General features: G+C 38.3%; 21 protein-coding genes and 1 tRNA gene. 12 read left to right on the forward strand and 10 right to left on the reverse strand.

The genetic code is table 11. The annotated features are described in order from the left end of the window. Positions 1-4: 4 nt before the first annotated feature. Positions 5-1,303 (reverse strand): hypothetical protein, encoded by a 1,299-nt coding sequence (locus tag AAH582_RS18610; protein ID WP_070566861.1) that lies wholly within the window; start codon positions 1,301-1,303, stop codon positions 5-7. Between the two features lie 125 nt (positions 1,304-1,428). On the opposite strand from AAH582_RS18610, the gene AAH582_RS18615 reads away from it, so the two are divergent. Both AAH582_RS18615 and AAH582_RS18620 read left to right on the forward strand, forming a co-directional pair. Then, a complete protein-coding gene (locus tag AAH582_RS18615; protein ID WP_343319538.1) occupies positions 1,429-2,835 on the forward strand; it encodes a hypothetical protein in 1,407 nt (468 codons plus the stop codon). Between the two features lie 266 nt (positions 2,836-3,101). Beyond that, on the forward strand, positions 3,102-4,181 hold the full coding sequence (locus tag AAH582_RS18620) for a fatty acid desaturase (RefSeq protein ID WP_236560257.1): 1,080 nt from the start codon (positions 3,102-3,104) through the stop codon (positions 4,179-4,181). A gap of 175 nt (positions 4,182-4,356) precedes the next feature. On the opposite strand, the gene AAH582_RS18625 is transcribed toward AAH582_RS18620, so the two are convergent. Beyond that, positions 4,357-5,091, reverse strand: a complete 735-nt coding sequence (locus AAH582_RS18625) for an SDR family NAD(P)-dependent oxidoreductase (RefSeq protein WP_343319541.1) — start codon at positions 5,089-5,091, stop codon at positions 4,357-4,359. 227 nt (positions 5,092-5,318) lie between these two features. Next, entirely contained in the window at positions 5,319-8,132 is a 2,814-nt protein-coding gene (locus AAH582_RS18630) for a PAS domain S-box protein (protein WP_343319543.1), read from the reverse strand. A gap of 442 nt (positions 8,133-8,574) precedes the next feature. Between AAH582_RS18630 and AAH582_RS18635 the strand changes: the two genes are divergently transcribed. Further along, the gene (locus tag AAH582_RS18635; RefSeq protein ID WP_046675105.1) at positions 8,575-9,297 is read left to right on the forward strand and encodes a ferritin-like domain-containing protein; all 723 of its coding nucleotides are present in this window, start codon (positions 8,575-8,577) and stop codon (positions 9,295-9,297) included. Between the two features lie 21 nt (positions 9,298-9,318). After that, positions 9,319-10,152 (forward strand): ferritin-like domain-containing protein, encoded by an 834-nt coding sequence (locus AAH582_RS18640; RefSeq protein WP_046675104.1) that lies wholly within the window; start codon positions 9,319-9,321, stop codon positions 10,150-10,152. 65 nt (positions 10,153-10,217) lie between these two features. On the opposite strand, the gene AAH582_RS18645 is transcribed toward AAH582_RS18640, so the two are convergent. The 3 genes from AAH582_RS18645 to AAH582_RS18655 form a co-directional block, all read right to left on the reverse strand. Further along, on the reverse strand, positions 10,218-11,054 hold the full coding sequence (locus AAH582_RS18645; protein WP_343319546.1) for an anti-sigma factor: 837 nt from the start codon (positions 11,052-11,054) through the stop codon (positions 10,218-10,220). A gap of 2 nt (positions 11,055-11,056) precedes the next feature. Continuing rightward, positions 11,057-11,623 (reverse strand): RNA polymerase sigma factor, encoded by a 567-nt coding sequence (locus AAH582_RS18650; protein ID WP_112375870.1) that lies wholly within the window; start codon positions 11,621-11,623, stop codon positions 11,057-11,059. A 295-nt stretch (positions 11,624-11,918) separates the two neighbouring features. Then, positions 11,919-12,230, reverse strand: coding sequence for a hypothetical protein (locus tag AAH582_RS18655; protein ID WP_156167694.1), 312 nt, complete (start codon positions 12,228-12,230; stop codon positions 11,919-11,921). Between the two features lie 439 nt (positions 12,231-12,669). Between AAH582_RS18655 and AAH582_RS18660 the strand changes: the two genes are divergently transcribed. From AAH582_RS18660 to AAH582_RS18675, 4 genes are all read left to right on the forward strand, one after another. After that, the gene (locus tag AAH582_RS18660) at positions 12,670-13,680 is read left to right on the forward strand and encodes a preprotein translocase subunit SecD (RefSeq protein WP_343319549.1); all 1,011 of its coding nucleotides are present in this window, start codon (positions 12,670-12,672) and stop codon (positions 13,678-13,680) included. Positions 13,681-13,804: 124 nt separating this feature from the next. Next, a complete protein-coding gene (locus AAH582_RS18665; RefSeq protein ID WP_343319551.1) occupies positions 13,805-14,248 on the forward strand; it encodes a hypothetical protein in 444 nt (147 codons plus the stop codon). A 179-nt stretch (positions 14,249-14,427) separates the two neighbouring features. Next, positions 14,428-15,486: a hypothetical protein gene (locus AAH582_RS18670; RefSeq protein WP_343319552.1), complete on the forward strand. Its 1,059-nt coding sequence runs from the start codon at positions 14,428-14,430 to the stop codon at positions 15,484-15,486. A gap of 194 nt (positions 15,487-15,680) precedes the next feature. Next, positions 15,681-15,762: transfer RNA gene (locus AAH582_RS18675), tRNA-Leu, on the forward strand. A 133-nt stretch (positions 15,763-15,895) separates the two neighbouring features. Here the strand turns inward: AAH582_RS18675 and AAH582_RS18680 are convergent. Together AAH582_RS18680 and AAH582_RS18685 are read right to left on the reverse strand one after the other, a co-directional pair. Next, entirely contained in the window at positions 15,896-16,279 is a 384-nt protein-coding gene (locus AAH582_RS18680; protein WP_046675100.1) for a hypothetical protein, read from the reverse strand. Between the two features lie 239 nt (positions 16,280-16,518). Further along, the gene (locus AAH582_RS18685; RefSeq protein WP_046675099.1) at positions 16,519-17,487 is read right to left on the reverse strand and encodes an ROK family protein; all 969 of its coding nucleotides are present in this window, start codon (positions 17,485-17,487) and stop codon (positions 16,519-16,521) included. A 396-nt stretch (positions 17,488-17,883) separates the two neighbouring features. Between AAH582_RS18685 and AAH582_RS18690 the strand changes: the two genes are divergently transcribed. Further along, positions 17,884-19,176, forward strand: a complete 1,293-nt coding sequence (locus AAH582_RS18690) for a TIGR00341 family protein (protein ID WP_343319555.1) — start codon at positions 17,884-17,886, stop codon at positions 19,174-19,176. Positions 19,177-19,247: 71 nt separating this feature from the next. Here the strand turns inward: AAH582_RS18690 and AAH582_RS18695 are convergent, their stop codons facing one another. Beyond that, positions 19,248-19,940 (reverse strand): CPBP family intramembrane glutamic endopeptidase, encoded by a 693-nt coding sequence (locus AAH582_RS18695; protein WP_286895257.1) that lies wholly within the window; start codon positions 19,938-19,940, stop codon positions 19,248-19,250. A 75-nt stretch (positions 19,941-20,015) separates the two neighbouring features. Here AAH582_RS18695 and AAH582_RS18700 point away from each other — a divergent pair, with 75 nt between their 5' ends. After that, positions 20,016-20,453, forward strand: coding sequence for a helix-turn-helix domain-containing protein (locus AAH582_RS18700; RefSeq protein WP_343319558.1), 438 nt, complete (start codon positions 20,016-20,018; stop codon positions 20,451-20,453). A gap of 7 nt (positions 20,454-20,460) precedes the next feature. On the opposite strand, the gene AAH582_RS18705 is transcribed toward AAH582_RS18700, so the two are convergent. After that, positions 20,461-20,949 carry a hypothetical protein gene (locus AAH582_RS18705; RefSeq protein ID WP_343319560.1) on the reverse strand — a complete coding sequence of 163 codons (489 nt, stop codon included), beginning with the start codon at positions 20,947-20,949 and terminating at the stop codon, positions 20,461-20,463. Positions 20,950-21,110: 161 nt separating this feature from the next. On the opposite strand from AAH582_RS18705, the gene folE reads away from it, so the two are divergent. Both folE and AAH582_RS18715 read left to right on the forward strand, forming a co-directional pair. Beyond that, on the forward strand, positions 21,111-21,782 hold the full coding sequence (gene folE / locus AAH582_RS18710; RefSeq protein ID WP_046675096.1) for a GTP cyclohydrolase I FolE: 672 nt from the start codon (positions 21,111-21,113) through the stop codon (positions 21,780-21,782). Between the two features lie 66 nt (positions 21,783-21,848). Beyond that, the gene (locus tag AAH582_RS18715; protein WP_343319563.1) at positions 21,849-22,856 is read left to right on the forward strand and encodes a CobW family GTP-binding protein; all 1,008 of its coding nucleotides are present in this window, start codon (positions 21,849-21,851) and stop codon (positions 22,854-22,856) included. Positions 22,857-23,194: the final 338 nt, after the last annotated feature.

The raw sequence follows: 23,194 nt of genomic DNA on the forward strand, positions 1-23,194 counted from the left end.
CCTATCAAAAACTAATATCCTTCCTCTCCGACCCACTTAAACGGGTATTTCTAACAAAACCTGCCCCTTTAAAACGATATTGCAGACCAACTATTTCAGTTGGTGCATTTTTAATCATCGTAGTGTATGTAGGTTTATCATTGATCCAAAATTTAACCTGCTGATTTTTACAAACTATTTTAAGCTTGGTCCACTTGGAAAGATCGCAGCCAAATCCACTGAGGTCATCTTGTTTGCTATCCGTATAAAAGCCACCAGCTGTAAGAGCTATGTCACCGATACAGGCTGTATTTACTAAAGGTACAATGATGATATCGTTTTTAGCCTGTAAGAGTACTTCCACACGCTGGCAATTATTACCATTATTGCTCGCTCCTGTTTTGATGTCTGTTTCAAAACTAAAGTTGTCGGTCATAACTCCTGTCATATCCTTTTGATTGTAAAGTCTTACCAGTGGAGCATCAGGGAGGAGGTCGACATTATAGCTATTCAATAATTCCTGAGTAATGGCAGTTTCATGGGGTAACACGATTTCAGTTTTTTTGAAATACAAAGGCTCCTTTCCCGAGGCTGCTTCTACTAATCCTAGCCAGCCATTGGTTTTAATCTGTATATCATGTTCTCGAACAATTTTATTCCCAATAATCAGTTTAGCTCTAAAGTAACCTGGATAATAATAAATCGCAGAATGGTGTTTGCCCTTTCTATCCACCTGTATCTTACGGCTGGTGTCCCAACTTTGTGCAATAAATACCGAATCGTTTTCATTTGCAGCAGAAGCATCGTAATTAAAAACGACCGAATTTGGCAAGCCTTCTGTTAGCATTGTCTTGGACGAGAAGTGGAAGGCACTATTATTAATAGGCTTCTTATTTGGAATAAACCTATTACCGAAAAGTCCGACCAAGACAAGGACGAAAACAGATGAAATAGCGATAATAAATATAGGACCGTGCTGTTTTCTTTTCTTCACCTTTGGTTCAAAAGCGGATTTATGCAATGCCTGCTCCTGCGGTATATATTTCTGTGCATAAGCATTCCGAAAAGCCCGCCAGTCCTCATGATCAACGTAGCGCGCCAATGTATTTAATGTCGTGAGGGCTGGTTTGCTCTGGTAATCAATCCTACCAAAAATCCGCTTCAACGTAGAAACACTAAGTATTACTCCCGTTTTCTCCTGTATCTTGTCCGAAAGTTTTTCAAAATCAGCTGTACTCCAATGAGCTGTTTCCCCCCATTCAAGTTGATTTTCAATGGAATTCTTAAGATGCAGAAACAATTCGGGATCACTCAACTTAACCATAATTTATTATATATCAATATTTTAAAAACAAACAATCTGCTTGAACAAACTTGAATAAACTTGCCGCAAGGTTGAGCGAGTTGAAATAAGGTCTATCCGCTAAATTTATCAAAAATTTAATTAACATGAAAAAGATATTTTTGACACTAGCCTTCATATGGGTCATTCTATTACAAAGTTATACTCAAGAAAAAAATAGCAAAGCATCAATAAGCAAGAGCATTCCATTAAACGCAGAACAATGGTCCTTCCAGCACGGAAAAGTTGATTTTCTAAACTTTAAAGGTCGTAAAGCAATGAAAATCGCTCCAGCATCTGGTCCGGTCGTGATTAAAGACTTAATTTTTAAAGACGGAACCATCGAGTATGATGTGATACCTTCAAAAACAGAGTTCGCCAGCGCCATTTATTTTCATCGAAAAAATGAAAAAGAACAGGAGATTGTCTATCTCCGAGTTCCTAAAATGGCCAACCCATTCGCTAATGAAGGCATTCAGTACTGTCCCATCTTAGACGGTGTCAACATGTGGGACATCTATCCCCAATATCAGGCACCTGCGGCTGCTAAAACAGAAGAATGGAATCATATTAAACTCGTCATATCAGGTGTGCAAATGCAGGTTTTTGTCAATAACAGCTTGAGATTGACCGTACCAAAACTCGAGGGACGAGAAAATACTGGAAGCATTGCCTTCGACGGCGATGCATACATCAGTAATATCGAGATTAAACCTAATGAAATTGAGAACCTACCGCAAACCGAAGGTGTGGACCTGACCCGACATGAGGCCAATTATATCCGAAGTTGGTCGATAACCCAACCCACGACTTTGGAAGAAGGGCGAGAACCAACTACTTTTCGTGACCTGCCGAAAGACGAAGCCTTCACGGAAAAAATAGCAACCGAGCGGTATGGATTGGTAAACCTTACAAGACGCTTCGGTAGTGCCGAAAAGCGTCGGATAATATGGCTAAAAACTATTATTACAGCACAAGAACCTACATTAGCTAATCTCCAGCTCGGATTCTCAGATGAAATATGGCTTTACCTAAATGATCAGATTACCTACACAGACAAAAATATCTTTAGGCAGAATATGAAAAGGTATCCCGACGGAAGGATATCTGTACAGAACGGGAATACCCGCTTAAAACTTAAAAAAGGTGAAAACCAATTGCTCATTGGAATATCCAATGATTTTTATGGCTGGGGATTGATGGCACGTTTAGAAAATATGGAAAATATTACCGCCATAGAACCTTATGAGGTAAAAAAACGGGCTATCGAACACATCGAGCGCTATTTGGGCACCTATGCTGCCGAGATATCGCCCGCATTTAAGCTCACCTTTGTACAGAAAGACAGTATGCTTATTTTAGAGGCCCCCAGTCAAGAAAATGTAGCGCTCGATTATCTTGGAAATGATCTCTTCAAAATGGGGCTTGGAATAGAACTTCAATTTACGCCTGACCTGAAACAAGTCGTAAGAAAAGAGAATGGGTTTGAGATGAAATTCATTAAAGAACAATAGTATAAAAAGTGTTAGAATATGGCCCTTAAAACTTTAAAAATAACAGGGACCTTATAGGGACTTCATACGGACCTTATAGGGACCTCATTCGGATGAATAGCTATAAACTCCCTTTAAATTCCGTATCACTTTATGGTAAAATAAGCATTAATCGTGATGCCTTTGCTTATTAATATTATAGCTTCCAGCAAGCTATTTCATCCTTCTCGAATTGCTTGATACATCTTAAGGATATGTTAAACTTTTAACATTAACACTTTTTAACCATGGAATATGATACCTTTAGCAAAAATTATAATTTACATCAACCACAAATGCCCTTTTTAGACCATGTTCTGCAAGTTCCAACCTACGGATGGAAAGACGCCGATGGAAATCTCGTAAAGCCAAGCAAAAAAGAAATTTTCACTGAATTCTTCAAACGCCTTAATATTTTTAAGGATAAACGAAATTGGTTACCCTTTTTTAGCTGGTTAAAAGTAGCTTGCCTCATCCCCTTTTTTATCATCTTTTTGGTTTACCATTTCAGTTGGTGGACTGTGTTAGCCGCGTTCCTGTACAGTATGATCGTTATGGGGACCCATGGAACGATATGGCATCATCGATTTGCGACACACGGCGCATTTAAATTCCGCAACGGTTTCTGGCGTTTTTTCACGCAGAATTTGACCATCAATGTAATTCCCGAAGAAATATATGTTATTTCACATCATGTTCACCACGCAAAATCCGATAAACCGGGTGATCCCTATAATGCCCAAGCTGGCTTTCTATACTGTTTTTTAGCCGATGTAAATCACCAGCCTATTGCTAAGAACCTTACGGAAAATTCCTATAACCGCGTCAAATTGCTTATGCGACACACGGGTGTAACAGCTAATAGTTATGCGCAATATCAAAAGTGGGGGTCGTATGTCAATCCCTCTCATGCAATAGGATCCTGGATATTAAACTGGGCTTTTTGGTATGCCGCCTTTTATTTAATCGGTGGTCACGCACTTGCCTGTACACTCTTTGGAGCCGCCGGCTTTTGGGCAGTCGGTGTGCGCACATTCAACTATGAAGGGCATGCAAAAGGTGAAGACAAACAACGTGAAGGTATCGATTTCAATGAGAGAGACAAATCCATAAACCAGTTATGGCCTGGCATTGTAGCAGGCGAATGGCACAACAACCACCATTTATATCCAAAGAGTGCGCGGAGTGGCTTTAAGCCTTATCAGATAGATCTCGCATGGTGCTATATTAAAATGATGCATAAATTTGGAGCCGTCAGCAGCTATCGGGATGATAAGAAAAGATTTGATGAACAATATCGTATCCCATACCTAAAATCAAAAGAATAGTCAATCGTTGCATTTCGAAGCGATCTTGGTCCTTTTCCATTTAATGTAATAAAGTTTCAAATTTTATTTGGATCCGAATTGTAAAATCGACTTTGGAGACAGCGTCTTCTTTGATCGTCAGCATACTGTTCGGCGCTACTCATAAACATCGATAGCGCCGAACAATAGTGAACATCTAATTTTCTTGATGATAGAGATCAGAAAATATTTTTGATAATTTCGCAGGCTCTTCTCGCCATGCGGCATACATACCTTGTCCCATTTCATCCGGGACTATATCGAGGTTTCCGGCTGCGACACTTTCTACTATCTTTATTGCGATACGATCTGGATCTGGCATATCCCAATCACTTCCCTTGTTCATATCGGTATCAATTGCTCCCGGATTAACAGCATATACTGTCACATCCTTTTTAGCCAGTTCAATTCGAACCGATTGTGTAGCAGAATAAAGTGCTGCTTTGGAAGCAGCGTACCCAGCAATAGAAGGTAAAGGCGAATAGGCGGCAATCGAAACAATGTTGATCATGATAGATGGCCTATTCTTTATCAGAATTGGAGCAAATGCACGCATCATGTTTATTGTTCCAAAATAATTTACCTTCAGATCATTTTCCATCGCCAATACTTCTCCTTGTAGCATATTCCCTGGATTTAAGGTTCCTGCATTGTTAATCAGAATTTCAGTATCTGGGGCTGCAAGCGCACTCATTGCTACTTGTTTAACATCGGTAATGTCTAGTTGCAGCGGTACGATTCGATGATCGTTGAATGCTGGCATATCTTTTAAATCCCGGCAGGTTGCATATATCTTCCCTGCACCGTTATTGAGCAATGCACTTACCAGTGACTTTCCTATCCCTCTATTAGCCCCTGTAATCAGGATGACTTTATCTTTAAAAATTTGCATGGTGTTTTATTTATTATCCAACACAAAGCTATCCAGAAAGATAATGCTGTAAAATCCGAAACTTGCGATAATAAACATGCTCTTGATACGCTAGAAATCAAAAAAATCATATTCAAAGGAAATCAGACACTTCATCATCGCCCTATCAAGAGAACCTATTAACTGTGCATAAATGGATAACTTAGGTCGTAAATACGGCTCATGCAACTTTGAGAGCTTACTTCAAACTAAGAAACGTTCACCTTTACTAAAGCTGTATACAGCTCCTCCGGCGTAAAGGGTTTGACTAACCATCTACTTATGGACACGGAATGACATAGCTGTTCTATATCCTGCTGATTCGAACTAAAAATAGGAATAATGGTCGGCTCAGTATTGTTATCGAAATTTTTTTCACGAATATTCTGTATCGTTTCAATACCACTGATGATAGGCAATTGATTATTGATCAAAATTGCATCAAAATGATGTCCCTTTTTTAATATCTGTAATACCTCAAATCCAGTTTTTGCATGCACGGTATTAATCTTCTTTAACGATAACATCCGATCTAAATCATTTCGCTCCGACTCTTCCTCTGCAACAATTAGTACATCCTTTATTTTTTTTAATCCATCCCACGCATTAATTTCCCAAACGGCGGGAACATTAATAGTGAAAAAGAAACGACTACCGGCACCAAAGGTACTCTCCAATTTCAATTCACTGCCCATCATTTTAAGCAATTTATTCGATATTGTTAGTCCAAGGCCAGTTCCCCCATAACGTTTAGTCATCGAGTTATCTTCCTGTGTGAATGCATCAAATATCCGTTCCACATTGTCCTCTTTGATACCTATGCCTGTATCTTTGACGCTAAAGCACAGAACAGCCTGGGTGGCATCATGTGATTCTACTGTAATGCTGAGTTCAATAGTTCCCTTCTCGGTAAATTTTGTGGCGTTGCTCAATAAATTCATCAATACTTGCTTGATACGGAGGGCATCAACCCAAATATAATGTGGCACATCGGCCGCGATATTCAGATAAAACTCTAAATTTTTGGCTTTGATCTGCATATTGAGAAAGTTTGTCAGTTGAATAACCAAGTCCTGAAGATCCGTCTGTTCAACGTCCAGTTCTAGTTTGCCAGCCTCAATTTTAGAGAAATCTAGAATGTCGTTTACAATTCCAAGCAATAAATTGGCTGATTGATCAACGATACTCAGATATTCCCGTTGAGTATCTTCAAGTGCTGTCCCAAGCAACAAATCGGTAAAGCCAACAATCCCATTCAAAGGTGTACGAAGCTCATGGCTCATATTTGCCAAAAATTGTGATTTTGCTGCACTTGCCTGTTCAGCTACTAATTTCGCCTTTTCCAGCTCTTCCCGTTGATGAATAATCCTGCTAATATCAGTTGCAATCGCAAGATAACCGATAACATTTTCGTTAATATCCCGAATAAATGTAACGGCTAAGGAAACATACAATCTAGATCCATCTTTTCGACAATAGGTCCACTCTCGCTGTTCAGCACCATGCAGCTCTGCCATATCTACAAAGAAACGAAGTTTATCTACCGAACGTCCTAATTCAACTTCCAGTTCCTTAGCTCTCAACACGAGCTCCTCTTTCAAATGAAAATGTTCAAGCCCCAATTTCCCAATGACCTCTTCACTGCGGTATCCCAAAAGGTTTTCCGCTCCTGTATTAAACAATGTGACTACACCAGTCGTATCGGTCGCGATAATAGCTACAGCGGAGGTTGCATCCAATACTTCTGAAAGCAGTTTTTTTGAATTCGAAGACTCTGCTTCGATGCGTTTACGCTTATCAATATCCTGAAAGGTACCGTATAAACGAACACAATGGTCATTTTCAAAATCAGCATTTCCCAATGCACGTATCCACAGTTCATGACCAGCGAAGGTGACAATCTCAAGCTCCAAATCCCAAGCTTCTCCCGTAGCGAGTGCATGTTCAATGGCAGTCTGTATTTTATTCCTACTTGATCCCGCTTTATAGAACTGTAACGCAGTTGTTAGCTCTGGTTCATAGTCTTCGGGTACTTCATGAATTTCTCGCGTAATTTCGGACCAAACAATCTTCCCATCAGCAGGCGTATATTCCCAGCCTCCAATTCTAGCTACCCTTCCAGTCCGCATCAATGTTGCTTGGGCATGCTTCAGTTCCTTTTCTAGAAAATGCTGTTCCGTAATATCCACGGCATTGCCAATCACATAGGGTATTTTGTTCCCATTGGTCTGCAAAATATTATTAAACATCCAGATACGCGTCTCACCCGAGCGTGTCAAGGTTCGCATTTCTCCTTTGATTGTTCCGCGTTGAACAATTGCGCCCAGATAGTCCTGTAAATTCTTGTGCCCCTCCGATGGGACAATATCAAAAAGTGATCGTAACTGAATCTCCTCCCGCGTATAGCCCAAAGTCTTGGCTCCAGCTTCATTGACGGCTATAAAATTGCCCTTCAGATCATGCGTACACATAAGTCCCTGAGAGTTATCGAAAAATGCTTTCAGTTTTTGTTCACTTTCTTTATACTTTTCTTTTTCTTTTCTGTTGACAATAAGCGCGACAACCTCATCCCGAAGAAGGGTTAGGATCTCTTTTTGATGCTGATCGAGCTGCCTTGGAACACGATCAATAACACATAAGGCCCCTAAGGCATATCCGTTGGGATCGATTAATGGTAATCCAGCATAATAACGAATGTTTGGTTCTAAGGTAACGAGTTCATTCGATTTGAAGCGATCGTCTTTTTTGGCGTCCTCAACTTCCATCAGCTGATCTTCTTCCAGCGTATATTGGCAAAAAGAAACATCGCGCGTTGTTTCGTCTATCTCCAAGCCAACCCGCGATTTAAACCACTGCATATCCTTATCCACTAGTGAAATCAATGAGATGGGTGTACCGCACACTAGTGATGCAATTTTCGTAATGCGGTCAAACTCTTCCTCGGCTGCTGTGTTTAAAATTTCGTATTCATGCAACACGCGTATCCGATCTGATTCATTCTTTGGCGATAATTTAGCGTTCATTCAAAAGCCTGTATTGTTAATAATTTTATCTTCGAAGTCTTTATAGGTCCAAATGTATAGCATGCGCTAACGTACAAATAATATTTCACTAATCTTTAACGATTGATTTGAATCATTCCAATGCCCAATTAATATCGATTTGGTTTTAACTTTTCTTAGTCTATCGTAAAAAGTAGAAAACCAGCGGTAATAGCATGATAAAATATAATCATGAACACCGCTGTGTTAAAATAGTTTTAAATAAAAAACAAACTATTAGATTAAAAGATCACCGATAATAAGCGCCGTGCTGCCTTCGGTTCCCAAAAGGGAGAAGATTATATCGGTTTTTCAATGCCAAAAATATATTTTAAAAAAAAAGAATTTATGAAATCCAAGCTTTCCAAAAAGTCGTAAATGGGTATAAGTACAGAAAAAAATTATAAACTAAAAGACTTTTGTTATGGAAAAGATAACCTCCCACAACGAAACACTATTGAACTCCAATAGTGACATGGACAAAAGAGATCTCAGACGAAGAGATTTTTTAAAATATGCAGGAGCCAGTGCTGCTACATTAGCCATCCTGGGTATGTCGAGTTGCAAAAAAGACCACGATGATGGCATGGATAACGGTGGTAAGGGCATGTACTTTGGTAGCGGCGACATTGCCATCCTAAATTATGCCTATGCACTTGAACAACTTGAAGCTGCATTTTATATCCAGCTAGTCAACAACCCCTATAGTGGCATGACGGACATGGAAAAAACTTTTTTTACGGATATCCGTGATCATGAAATTGCTCATCGTGAGTTTTTCAAGGTAGCCCTAGGGGCCAAAGCCATTTCAAGTCTTGAATTTAATTTAGGCGGTATCAATTTCAGCAGTCGCGAAACGGTACTGGCAACAGCAAAAACATTTGAAGATCTTGGCGTTTCGGCCTACAATGGTGCTGGATGGTTAATAAAAGATGTCAATTATTTACTGTTGGCTGGCAAGATCGTGTCTGTTGAAGCTAGACATGCCGCCTGGGTCAGGGATATGATCGACAATGGTAGCTTTGCCAATCAGGAAGTAGTGGATTCAAATGGTCTTGATGTCGCAAAGAGTCCAAGCGTTGTCCTTAGTGCCGCAGCGCCATTTATTAAATCCAAGATTGATGTGAGCGATCTACCAACTTATTAATTCACCTAAAAACTGATTATCATGAATCTCTTAAACGTTTTTGAACAAATAAATGCTGTAGATCCTGAATTCAGCGATCGCATCAGCCCTCGTCGCGAAGCAATTAAAAGTTTGGCTTCAATGAGCAAAAAAATAACTTTGGCTGCCCTGCCCTTTATGATAGGTGAGCTCTTTAAAAAAGCTTATGGTGCTACGGCTCCCACAGATGTCAATGGAGTACTCAACTATGCGTTGACTTTGGAATATCTCGAAGCAGAATACTACACTATGGCTGTTGCCAAAGCAGGTCTTATCCCCACAGGTAAACCACTCGGTGCGATAACCACCATTCGTGACCATGAAATTGCACATGTGAATTTTCTTAAACAGGTATTAGGCAATAAAGCTGTTTCAAAGCCAACCTTTGATTTCACCGCTGGGGGGACTTTCGGCAATGTTTTCAGTGACTACGACACATTTTTAGCTATCGCACAAGCATTTGAAGACACCGGGGTAAGAGCTTATAAAGGGCAAGCGGGAATTTTACTCGGCAATCGTGTTGTACTGACTGCGGCGCTTCAGATCCATTCTGTTGAGGCACGACATGCCTCTCATATCCGCCAAATGCGTCGTGCTCGCGGAGGTGGAGCTGCCAATCAAAAACCTTGGATTACAGGAAGTAATGACAGTGGTATTGGCGCAGTTGTCGATCCGGTATATGCAGGCGAAAATAATATAACACAAGCGGGAGTGGATATTACAACATTGGCAGGTGCCATGGGGAAAATTTCAACCAATGCAGCAACCCAGTCTTTCGATGAACCTCTAACTGCAGAAGCTGTACTTAATATTGCAGGTCTTTTTATAAAATCCTAACAAAAGACGTAGTTTACCTGTTTTTAGCATGTCCTGATCGGTTTATCCCATCAGGGCATTGTTTTTTATATACTCCCCATTACACATAATGCTGTGAGTGTCGGTACATCTTTGCCGCCTTCATCTTCGAGGGTAATAGCAAAAGCCTGGGCCTTTGGAATATCCAGCATCTTACTTGCTGTATCTCCTTTTAAGTCAAGTGGAAAAACACCGGCATTAACAGGTTTACCATCGACCATTGCCCACAGTTGATATTGCTTACCTTTGGGTGCAACAGGCATGTGCTCAATACTCAGATAAACCGTCTTTGATACTTGATCCCAGAATACCAAAGCAAGGTAATCGGGTTTAGTTTCTACCCCCTTCAGAGGGATTGTTTTTATTGCTGGATTTTGAACGAGAGCCCATTTATCCTGTAGGGTAGCAAGTTTTGCCTGCTCAGCATCAAGTAAGGACGTCGTCTGATTTAGCTTATTCGCTGTATCTTGTTTACGTTGATATAGGAAGATATTAGCACCAATACTAACGGCTAACAATAGGCTTGCAGCAATAGTCCACTTGTATGATCGAGCAACAAGCGTTTTCTTTTCGGTATCCATAACAATTACGTCGTTATGGTCCGTAGAAGAAGGTACTAATGTTTCATCAATTTTATGATCTTCGTTTGGTACTAGATTTTCTACAATGAGTTTATTCCATATATCCTGTTTTAATTGCATAGGCATCTCTATCGCTTGGCTATCGGCCAAATCTTCGAGTGCAATCTCTGCTTCGATGATGGCTTGTTCCACTTCGCTATTATTTTTTCGAATACAATTCAAGATGCTCACTTCCTCTTCAGAAGCAAGTCCCAAAACGTACGATTCAATAATCCCCGACGATATGTATGCTCTAATATCCAAAACTAGCGGTACTCTTTTAGTAATTGTTGTAATTGTATAAAAGCTGCCCTGGTACGTGTTTTTACTGTTCCTAGCGGCACATCAAGCTGTTCAGCGATTTCTTGTTGTGTATATCCTTCATAGTAGGCCATCTCAATCAAGATTCGCCATTCCGGCTTCAATTTATCTAAAATATTTTTAAATCCAATAAAATCTGCTTTCGTGTGTTGTTCGCCCTGACTTAGATCTTGTTCTTCCTCCCTATTTACGATATTTGAGAGCGGTTGGTTTTTCTGCTCGTTTACGATAGCTTTTGATTTTCGATGATCGAGGGCTGTATTGCGGGCAATGTTAATCATCCAGGTATAAAGGCGGCCTTTTTCTGCATCGAAAACATCGATATATCGCCAAATTTTGACGAATACATCTTGGATGACTTCTTCCGCATGCTCCGTTGAGACCACGATACGACAAACCACACCAAAGAGTGCATCGGCATAGTGATCATAAAGATAACTAAAAGCCTGTTGATTCTTTTTTTTCAATAAAAGAATCAATGTTTCTTCAGAAAGGTTGTGTAATGGACTCAAATTTTACGTTTATAATACGCTAAAGATGAAAATTAAAAATTTAAAAAAAAAGCAGCTTAGACAAAACAAGTTAAAGTACCTATAAAACAGGTTAAAATACCTAATATGAGTTAGCCTATTTTCTGTTAATCCTCATTATTATTTATATTTTAATACGCAATGCATGAGTTGCTTCCACCATATCGTACTAATTTACTCTTTTTTGTATTTCTAATTTTCAATGCTAGTTTTTCATGATTTGATTCCGCCTGGGAGGACGAATCACATTTAAATCTATTAAAATCTGTCTAAAGCTTTATTTTGTCGGACGAATTCCCTTAGAAATTGGATTTATCGATAGCATATCACATGTCGCCAGATAAAATTCATCAATTAACTGGATAATCAAATCATCTCTTTGGTTATTAACAGCTAGTCCCACCCAATTTTTGGAGGGAAGATACTTACTCCGAGTCCATTGAACAGGCTGCACTATTTGTTTTTCTGAACGCAACCATTCTAATCCACTATCATTGAAATATATCTTTTCATTTGACAAATCCATCACGATGAAAGGTCTTTTCTTAAAATAGAAAATACTCATATCAAGATCTGCAATTACATTCATTCGAATATGTTTTTTGAGATGCATATATGCATTTATACGGGTTAGTGTTGACATCTATTTATCTTATTGGCTATAATAAAATCATCATAAATTTCCATGAACATTCAAAGCAGGCGAAGTGTTCATCAGACGAGAATCAAAGATATTCGAACCAGCGGTCTAAGTAGGGGTATATTTTGTTCTAATAGGTGGAAAAAAATGTTAATGTAAGTTGAAAATACGACGGATAAAACCACTAATTTACCAAGCGAATGAATATGTGTTAGTTTGCCCCATTATTGGTTTCGGCGAATCGTAAAATGCCTGCACGGATTGTAAATACCACCATTGAACCAGTGTTGCAATGGTTTAAATTTGATAAATAACAAAAGATATGCGGAAAGAAAGTAAAAGCACGTCATTCATTAAAAAAATTCTAGGCTTAATTAGTCTTATCCTTATGGTAACAAATAGTAAAGCACAGCAAGTCACGCACTATTTTCCAAGCGGAAAAGATAAGGCAAAGACCATCAGTGGACAGTATGGTGGTAATAGCGGGATTTGTCTTTTTGAAGATGGCAGATTTCTGTTATATGGTTATGCTACATCTGTTTTCGGCTCCTATGTTTTTGAAAAAGACTACCTGCTTTTCTATCCAGATGAAGCCCCTTTATTTCAACTATATGGGCGTCACAAGCCTAATTTCACAGACAGTACTTGTATCAATTTGGCAGGTTTTGAAGAAGGTAAAACCTATGTACAATTTGATAATGACAGTACACATCGGGTTTTCAATGACAAGGCAAACTGTTTCAGCCCCCCTTTTGTTCATCAGGAATCCAAACCGGTTCAATCGCTTAAATTTATTGTACAAAACCAGCTTATGGAACATGACAGTACTTATCAAGTCTTTCAGTATAGCAATGAAGAAAAATTCAATGATTTTATAGCTGTTTATAACAGACCCCAACGTGCACGTCAACATTTCAGCGCTCTCCTATATTTGGCTGAAGGGAATAAATTAGCAATCAGACTCTCCAATTACGGTGGAGAAAGAGGTTTTTTAAGAGAAAATCAAGACGGTTCAAATCAAGAACACTGGCACGAAATATTGACCATGAAGAAGGATTATGATCGGGCAAATTATATTGACCCTCTAGCAATATTTAGTAACGCATATTATACCCTATTTTATCCTGACCTCGAACAGTACGTCTTGGATACTGTCACCAATAGATATGTAAGTAAGTTTGCATCGGAAAATGAGGCCTATTTTGCTGGCAATCCTGAGCAAGACGATCGATACTTAAATAAATACATCCGTCAGAATCTGTTGCTTCTGAAAGACGAACAATTCGATCCATCAAAACTGTCAATTACCAGTCTATTTTTTTCGCTCTGTGAAGAATCTGAAAAGCCAGATCATGATGAAAATGGATCACAGCAACAATCGCAAAAGCCACAGCAATGATTCAAGTAGGAGCTTAGCGCTATTAAGAGTCGAAAGATTAGCACGTTTTCTTAAATATGGCTTAATTTTGGTAGTAATGACTATATAACTGGATAACATTTATACTAGTTTTATTTCGGTAAAGATGATGAATTATAAAACGCTTATTATTGGGCTAGGATTCTGTTCGCTAGCGGGTTGTGCAACGCAAAAGGAAAATATTGGAAATAGAACAGAGAGAGAAAGTGTATCCTTAGCTGAGGGGCAAAGAAAATCATTGCGAGAATATCCGATCAAGATCAAATTTAAGGGTATTTCAGAAGATAGCCGTTGCCCTGAAGGCGTCAACTGTATCTGGTCTGGAGTTGCAGTAGCAGAAATTGAGATCGTAGAGAAAGCAACTAAACCCACGACAATAAAGCTCGCAACAATAGACCTACAGGATAGAGGTTACCAAAGAACTGCCAACACCAACGGATATACCATTTCATTACAGGATATCGCCCCTTACCCGAACAAGGAACAAGGGACACAAACGCTACGGGGTAACTACAAAATCGCTGTTATTGTACAAAAAACTGTAAAATAAGCCCGCAGCGGTTCATTGTGCGCCAACAATCGTCCTATGGAAATAGTCATTGAAAAACGACCAATTCTATTAAAGAATGACCCAATTTTTAAAAACACCAATACATATATTTTAATTATATGCATGGATACTTATTGGTTCATTCCTTGAAAAATAATACCTTTGCCAAAACCTCATTTATGAAAAAGTTTTTTAAATTTATTAAGATTACATTTTTTTCTATACTGGCTATTATTGGGCTATTATTCCTCTATTTTTTCATTTCCAATCGGATATTTATAGGAAATACCAACGCGGAAAATATAGCGTACCTCAAGCTTCATAAAACGGAGATTAAGGATCGTATTGTAGATTCTCTATTCGATAATAGTTTCTATAATTCGGATATTTTCTTACTTGGGGAAATTCATGGCTACGCAGACAATCAAAAGTTGGACAAGGAGCTGTTATTTTATTTGAACAAAAAGCTTGGTGTTAAATATTACATTGCTGAGATGGATAGTACAAATGCCAACAAACTAAACAGCTTTTTATCCAAGCCGCTAAAAGATAACGCCCTACTGAAAGATGTGGTTCGCTCCATTCGCAAACGTATCCCGCAACAGTCTAGTTTAGAGCTATATCAAAAATGGATCGAAATTTATGATTATAACCGCCACCTTGCCGATTCGGCAAAAATCACTGTTATTGGCATAGACAAAAGCTTTACAGCGGATAAATCTGACGTATCCAGGGATTCAGCTATGCTGTTAAATTTGGAAAATTATATTAAAAATCACCATATTGATGGTCAAAAACTATATGGACTATTTGGTTTTTTTCATGTTTTACAAAAAGGAAAGGATGCAACCAATGATCCTTTTGCTACACGCTTGAAAAGTAGCGGCTATAAAGTATCTAGCTTTGTTAGTTATACCATTGCTAGTGAAATGTATCTTCCAAAGAATCCTCAATTTCCAACCCCTGCAGATGAAAAAGTAGATTGGGTAAATGCAGATGGCCCACTTATGCTCGTGAAAGGCATTCAGGATCTAAAAGAATTAAGTCGACCAAATAGTATATCGTTATTTAAACTCAATGCAGCACATTCACCTTATGCTACTTCTCAAGATTTAATAACTGTAAAATCACGGCTTTTTGGCGAAAATATCATCCCTGCTGAAACGAATCATACAACAGACTTCTTTCAATATGTATTTTTGTTACGAAATTCAAAGGCCTTAACAAAACTTGATTAGGACAGCAAGCATTTCATCAAAAAATTGGATAAACAAGCCGTCTGCTGATCACATGATTAAAGAAACAAGGATCCTATTGAAAAATATTCCATTCATAAACAGGATGATCCGTATTTAGGAGGAGGAATCTCGCTTATCGATTTGCAAGATAGCACTTTGGTTTTTATATTTGCGACATCATAAGAAATCCTAATGCGGAAGTGGCGTAATTGGTAGCCGCACCAGACTTAGGATCTGGCGCCGCAAGGCGTGGGGGTTCGAGTCCCTTCTTCCGCACTTATCAATATCCCAAGCTTTCAGCTTGGGATTTTTTTTGACCAGTACTTTTTGATGCTAAGTTATCACCATTGAGGGTATAATTTCTTGAAGCAAACAGAATAGATTAGCGATAATATGTCGCGTCAAGAATTTAAGCCGCCCAGTCAAATGGTTTTGTACAAGGGTCACACTCATATTTCAACACTTTTCCTAAGCTTTTAGCTTTTTTACCTTTTTTTACGAACACATAAGCCAAGTCTACATATTCCTCTACTTCGGCCCCACTTTCATCCCGTCCTTTTACAACCACAGAATAATATTTTCCATCCGGATATGCCTTGAAATATACTTCTTGAACAGTAATCTTTTTGGGTATTTGATTATCACAACAGCTACACCATAAAATAACGATGGGTTCTTTTTTAAGGTATGCAACGGCCGTTTCGGCTTGCTTTTGTGTCAAGGCCTGAAGTTGATCTGCTTTTGAGAATAAAGCTGTACACAGCAACAGAAGGAGAAAAATGGTCTTTTTCATTTGGAATAGTGTTAAGTTTAAAACAACTTATTAGCAAAGACTATGCCTTTAGCTTCTCAAAAAAAGATAACAGTCGCTATAATAAATTAAATGGTCAGTTATTTCTCCATAAATCCCCGACAACAAGATCATATGTATTCTGTGAAAGTGCCGTTGTATTTTAACGATTTAACCAAGTTGTTCTCAAAACACAACAGTCCCGATAAGCGGTAATTCTGCCTTGAGAACAAACCAATATATTATTTTTCCCAGACCAATGCGCTTGCACCAAGAATAGCAGCATCAGCCTCTTCCAATTCACTAAAGACCAGTTTAACTTTGTTTCTAAACAAAGGAAAAAGGTTTCTTTCCATATGGAGTTTCGCGGGTTTTAAGATAAAATCACCGGCCTTAATTACTCCTCCAAAAAGTAGAATTGCTTCAGGAGAAGAAAACATCACAAAATTTGCTAATGCTTCACCTAGTTTCTGCCCAGTATACCTAAATACCTCAATGGCTATCGCATCCCCTTTGAGCGCACATTCATGAACTGTCTTCGAATTGATCGCGTCCTCAGGGAATTGATTCAACATCGATTCCGGAAATTCGGCCCGCATTTTCTTGGCTGTAATGGTGATCCCTGTAGCAGATGCATAAGCCTCTAAACTTCCTTCAGAACCCGTACTCCAATGTTTTCGTCCTCCTGGTTTGACAATGGTATGGCCCAATTCGCCAGCAAAGCCATCGTGTCCATAAATAAGCTTCCCTCCGGCCACTATGCCGCTTCCTACTCCCGTGCCTAAGGTAATCATAATAAAATCTTTCATGCCGCGTGCCGCACCAAAAAGCATTTCACCATAAGCAGCGGCATTTGCATCATTGGTAATGGTGCAGGGAATCTTAAATTTGGCCGTCATTAAATCGCTAAATCGAATCACACCTTTCCAAGGGAGATTGGGAGCGTGGTCTATTGTCCCAGTGTAATAATTAGCATCAGGCGCGCCGACACCAATTCCATCAAAGCTTTGTTCACCACCAAATGCTTCAATTAAGGGATAAGCTTTCTCGTACAACGCATCAATAAACTCTTCCACCGTTTGATAAGCATCTGTTTTTATGCTTCCTTTTTCAAGTACTTCACCCCGATGATTGACCACACCAAATTTTGTATTGGTTCCACCGATATCTATTCCCAACGCCACGCGTTTTGATAAATCTATTAATGACATTTCTCTTCCGTGTTTCTAAGTTCTAAAATTACTAAAAGATAATATTTTATAAGGAATCAACAAAATCTTCTTCACAATTATCCATAAATAGCATGCTAATCCTCTTTGAAAAGTCGATCTACCGATCACCAGATCAACCTAACTTAAAAAATTTAAATGTGCTAAATACCCGATAAATATGAGGTAAAATAAAGTATCAGCAACCTAAAGCAGACAACGATATCTGCCGGTCACCCGGGATTTCAGCCAAATGAAAAATGGATTTCACGTTATTAACGAGTGTTTTTGTCCGTAAAGACTTTGTATAGCAGAATTACGACAGAGGACTAAAATCGGCATAATTTTAGCGTCTTAATAATTGCTGAATAATTGCTGAGCCGCTATATTAATACGCTAATGAATAAAATATTGAGATTTTTCGATCTACATCAGGGAGAAGACCGAAAGGAGGCTGTTCTAGAAAATGTTGTGAGCAATATCTCTTTTCGCGGTGATAATGCATGGATTCTAGCATGTGCAATTGTGGTTGCATCTGTAGGGCTAAATGTAAATTCTACAGCGGTAATTATCGGTGCTATGCTTATATCTCCATTAATGGGCCCGATTGTTGGAGCTGGATTTGCGTTGGGGACATTTGATTTTCCCCTCTTAAAAAAATCATTAAAAAATCTATTGATAGCAACTTTAATAAGCTTAGTTGTTTCTTATATTTATTTTCTTTTAAGCCCCTTCAAGGAAGCGCAATCCGAATTATTAGCGCGTACATCGCCCAATATCTATGACGTAATGATTGCACTATTTGGTGGTTTAGTAGGGGTTATCGCTATTACTAGGGTAGACAAAGGTAATCCTATTCCTGGCGTTGCCATAGCAACAGCCTTGATGCCCCCACTTTGTACTGCAGGCTACGGATTAGCTATCGGTAATCTCAGTTATTTTGCGGGTGCTTTATTTCTATACATCATCAATTGTGTTTTTATCTGCATTGCTACATTTATCATTGTCAAATATTTGCGTTACCCCAAAACTCATTATATCGATAAAAAACGCGAAAAAAGAATTACTCAAAGTATTACCATCATCACGATTATTCTTGTATTGCCAAGTGTCTATTTTGCATACAATCTACTGCAAGAAAAAAAATACACCAGCAAGGTAAACCAATTTGTTCAACAGGAACTCAGCAACAAAGGTTACACCGTTATCTATGAAAAGCTGGAGATGAATAGTAATCCAAAGAAACTTGAACTTGCCTTTTTATCAAAAAAATTCAGTGACAAAGAGGTAGAATCTTTACAGCGTGTAATGGAATCATTTGGTATTACCAATACTAACCTTGTCATTCATCAGGATAGTTTAGATTTAAAATCGAGTATTCTAAGCGAAATAGACAGACGTACAGCAGCTGTAAGTGAAAAGGATCTCACGATACGCGCCCTAAACAATGAATTAGCGAAATACCAGTTGGCCAGTCCGCAACTTGATCGCGATATCGCTGTATTATTCCCCGAACTGAATTCCTATAGCATTGGTGTCCAACAACATTATGCAAAGGCCGATAGCGTCGCCAGGATCGTAGCATTTATATACGCTACCAAGACCCCACTTCCATTAGCGCAACACGAAAAATTACAACAATGGTTGCAAAATCATTTTCCTAAAGATAGTGTAGCGATTATTAGTCAATAGTAGGCAATCCATCGGAAAATATATTTTTAATAGCATCTGCTCAACAAGCAAGTAATGGAAAAATTAAAAGATCAGGACCAGCCATTCGTGTTTTTTAACGATTTAAGGAAAATATAACACAATACTGGAAAGCCTACATAGTAAATAACGACAATGAACAGCGGAAATATTCCTTCAGGTCTAACCGGATCGACGGCATGAGCTTTTACCAAAAGTTGCAATCCAATATTTTTTTCCTTTGAGAATACGACCATTGTTGTGAAATTATAAGCAAAATGCAAAGCAATTGGAAATATTATTTTACCTGTTTTTATACATATACGTGCTAGTAAATAACCAAATACACCCGTCGACATAAAAACTCTTGACATTTCAAACACATGTCCGATTATGCCATATGAAAACCAGTGATAAACTCCAAAAGCTATGGCTGTTATGAATGCAGCTTTTGTCTTCCCAAAGCGACTGACTAGCATATACAATAGAGCTCCTCTAAAGATCAATTCTTCAAATATAACTGCTTTTGATACATAATAAAGACTTCGAAAAAAATCTCCAAGTGTATACTCTGGGTTAAACTTATAAGGATTTTCTACCAAATAGGCTATTCCTAAATAGAGGATAACCAAATAAAACATTGGTACAACCAAACTTAAAAATAACGGTTTGCCTTTCGCATAAAAGCCCAATACCTTAAGGTCCTGGTGACAGAAGTGTTTTAGTAAAAACCAAGAAACCAACAATTCAATAACAATAGCAATCATACTTTTTTTCTACAAAGCTATAGCCTTAAATCATTTAATTTTACGACATTTGAATACGTCGCAAAATGCCGTAAGATGACCAATAAATCAAGTAAAGAAAAAATTGCACTTCTGATCAAAAAAGCACGTATAAACCGAGGCTACTCACAACAGCAACTTGCTGATCTGGTCAAGCTTAATCTGCGATCCGTACAGCGTATTGAAAATGCTGAAGTCCTTCCAAGGGCCTATAACCTAAATCTTATAGCAAGGGAACTTGAGCTGGATATAGCAGTACTGAAAGAGGAAAGCAAGATTTCAGATACAGCTGAACCTGACCAAATCAATCATACATTTAATAAACCTCGAAAACTCATACTAAGTATCGGTATCGGATTGATTGGTATTTTATTAATAGCCGCCTTTCTATCACAATCAAGTGGTTTCCCGGAAACAAGCTTTGAACTGTTTTTGTTGCTTGCTTTGGTTGTTGTGGTTTATGGGATCATACTTTGGACCATTTGGCGTAGTTAACAATCTACTACTTTACGATAGATGCATCTTGTATAAAAATTTCAACCCGAGTCCTGTCTTTTTCGTTAAGCTTGACATATCCTTTTAAAGTAATAGGGTTCTCCTTCAACCAAATTTTATCGTTGTTAGCCAACGTAATCTCTACCATTGGTGGAATTCCATTTTGCCCACAAAACATGCATTGTAAAACAGGTAAAACAGACAATAGGAATCTGTTATGTCGAAGACCTGCCTTGAGCGGCACCATATACCCCTGAAGTTCCACCTTCATGCCATCCATTTTTGCAAGGTTACTGGGAAAAAATGGCGTGTATATCGTTTTCCCATTTTTCTTGTTGACTTTATACAACATGGTATCAAAGGTTTTCCAAACTTCATTCATGAGTGGCTTATGGTCTGCTAGATGCTGAGATTCCAACCCCGTTTGTGCCAAGACTGAATAACACTCTCCACCTAAAAAAATGAGTAAAAAAACAAGAGTAAATTTCTTAAACATAGCCTATTAAAGATGTGACAATCAAATATAGTGAAAAAACATCACATGCAACTAAATTGCATTTACTATTTTTTCACTATATTTATAAAAATAAGTTAACAACTCCTAATTGCAGGAGCCTTCGTATATCTAATCAGCGTACACTAACAAAACAATTATTTATGAACACATCATTAAAAAGAGACATCTCCTCCCCTATCGAAAATCTAGGCGATCTTCATATCATGACTTCGATTGATACACCTATGCGACACGATGCATTTACACGAACCGACAGCGAGAAAATTAAAAAGATCGCGCAGCTTTTTCAGGATATCATGCATGAATTAGGCCTTGACCTCCAGGATGATAGTCTCAGTGGAACCCCCTATCGTGTGGCTAAAATGTATATCAATGAATTGTTCTATGGCCTCAATCCAGCCAATAAGCCCCAACTTTCCACATTCGAAAATCGATATGGTTACAACAAACTATTGGTTGAGAAAAATATACGTGTAAATTCAGCCTGCGAGCATCATTTTCTGCCAATTGTGGGGCGAGCGCACATTGGTTATGTAGCAAAGAAAAAAGTAATCGGATTATCAAAGATAAATCGTGTAGTAGATTATTACGCACACCGCCCACAGGTACAGGAACGGCTTACGTTACAGATTTTTAATGAACTTAAATCGACCTTAGAAACGGATGATATTATTGTGCTCATTGACGCAGATCATCTCTGTGTATCAGCACGGGGAGTTAAAGATACGACCAGTAGTACAACTACCATGGAGTATAGTGGGATATTCGCATCGGAAAGTCAAAGAAATGACTTCTTTAATTTATTGAAATAAGATACCATATGGAATAATTTTCCATGTACTTCTGATAATTATAGATCGCATATTTAATCATAAAAAATGAATAAAAGTCATGCTCGCCCTGTCACGATACTGACAGGCTTTTTAGGTGCCGGAAAGACTACTTATCTAAACGCCCTAATGAAATCATATCCGAACAAACGTTTTGCTATTATCGAAAATGAAATCGGCCAACTCAACGTTGACAGCATGTTACTGACTGAAAATTACGGACAACTTGTTCCACTTCAGGAAGGCTGTCTCTGCTGTACGCTAAATGACGAGCTCTATAGTTCGCTTGAATTACTTTATAAAAAACAAGATAGTTTTGACGAGTTGGTTATCGAATGTACTGGTTTAGCCATACCGACTGCAATTATAGAGCCCTTTACGACGCACCCGATATTCCATAACTACTTCCCTTTAAAAAAAATTATTTGTCTCGTAGATGCCGCTCTTGTCGAAGATCAGATCAAGGAAAGAGATGAAGTACTCAGACAAATTATGGCGGCTGACGCCATCATCATTAATAAAACCAACGATGTACACCCAACTTATCTAGATTCGCTATACAATTATTTAGCGAACCTAAATCCACTTGCAAAAACTTTATATTCGAAAGGAACAATGGAATTTCCTTTTGAAATAATTGAAGATATAGTGTACACAAAGAAAATAGAAACGTTTTCTTTTCTCAAAAACCTGTCCCCCAATAAGACGACAATATTAGGTCAATCGAGTTTCGGAAAATCACATCTCAATGATATTTCGACACGAATCTACACCTTTGCCGAAGAGTTTAATTTCGTCAATTTATTCCTTGGTTTGAGCAAGCTTGTCGGAAAATATACAAACAGAATCTATAGGGTAAAAGGAATCGCATTTAAAAAAGATAGCGACAAAAAAATCATTATTCAAGCTGTAGGTTCTCGTATCGAAATGAGTTATGGCAGCCAATGGAAACAGGAGGATAAAAAGTTGAATACGATGGTTTTTATCGGGAAAGAACTGGACAGTCTGTATATAGAGCGCCTTCTCACAAGACTACTGGAAAATCATTCCAATTAATAAGAGGTAAATACCATCATCGATGTACGATGTCTTAGAATTGCTGCGCTCGATAGTGAATTCGCGCACGGCTTTTCTAAATTCCACTGTGGAAGCTTTAAGGTGATTAATTAATCTATCAATTTATGTAGATTTATATTTCAGCCGCGCTCCAAAGAAATGCAATCATTTCCTGCCGAACCAGCATACGATACTTGCATTCGGAAAGAAATTTGGATTCTATTGAGGTAGCAGTTAACAGATCGCATTAAAAATCATAGGTCAATGTATAATAAAATTATAGATTATGCACAGATTTACTTGTTGCTGAATTAGAATTTTCCGTCATTTGTGTAAAT

The organism is Sphingobacterium multivorum, from assembly GCF_039511225.1.
In the GTDB taxonomy this organism is placed as follows: Bacteria; Bacteroidota; Bacteroidia; order Sphingobacteriales; family Sphingobacteriaceae; genus Sphingobacterium.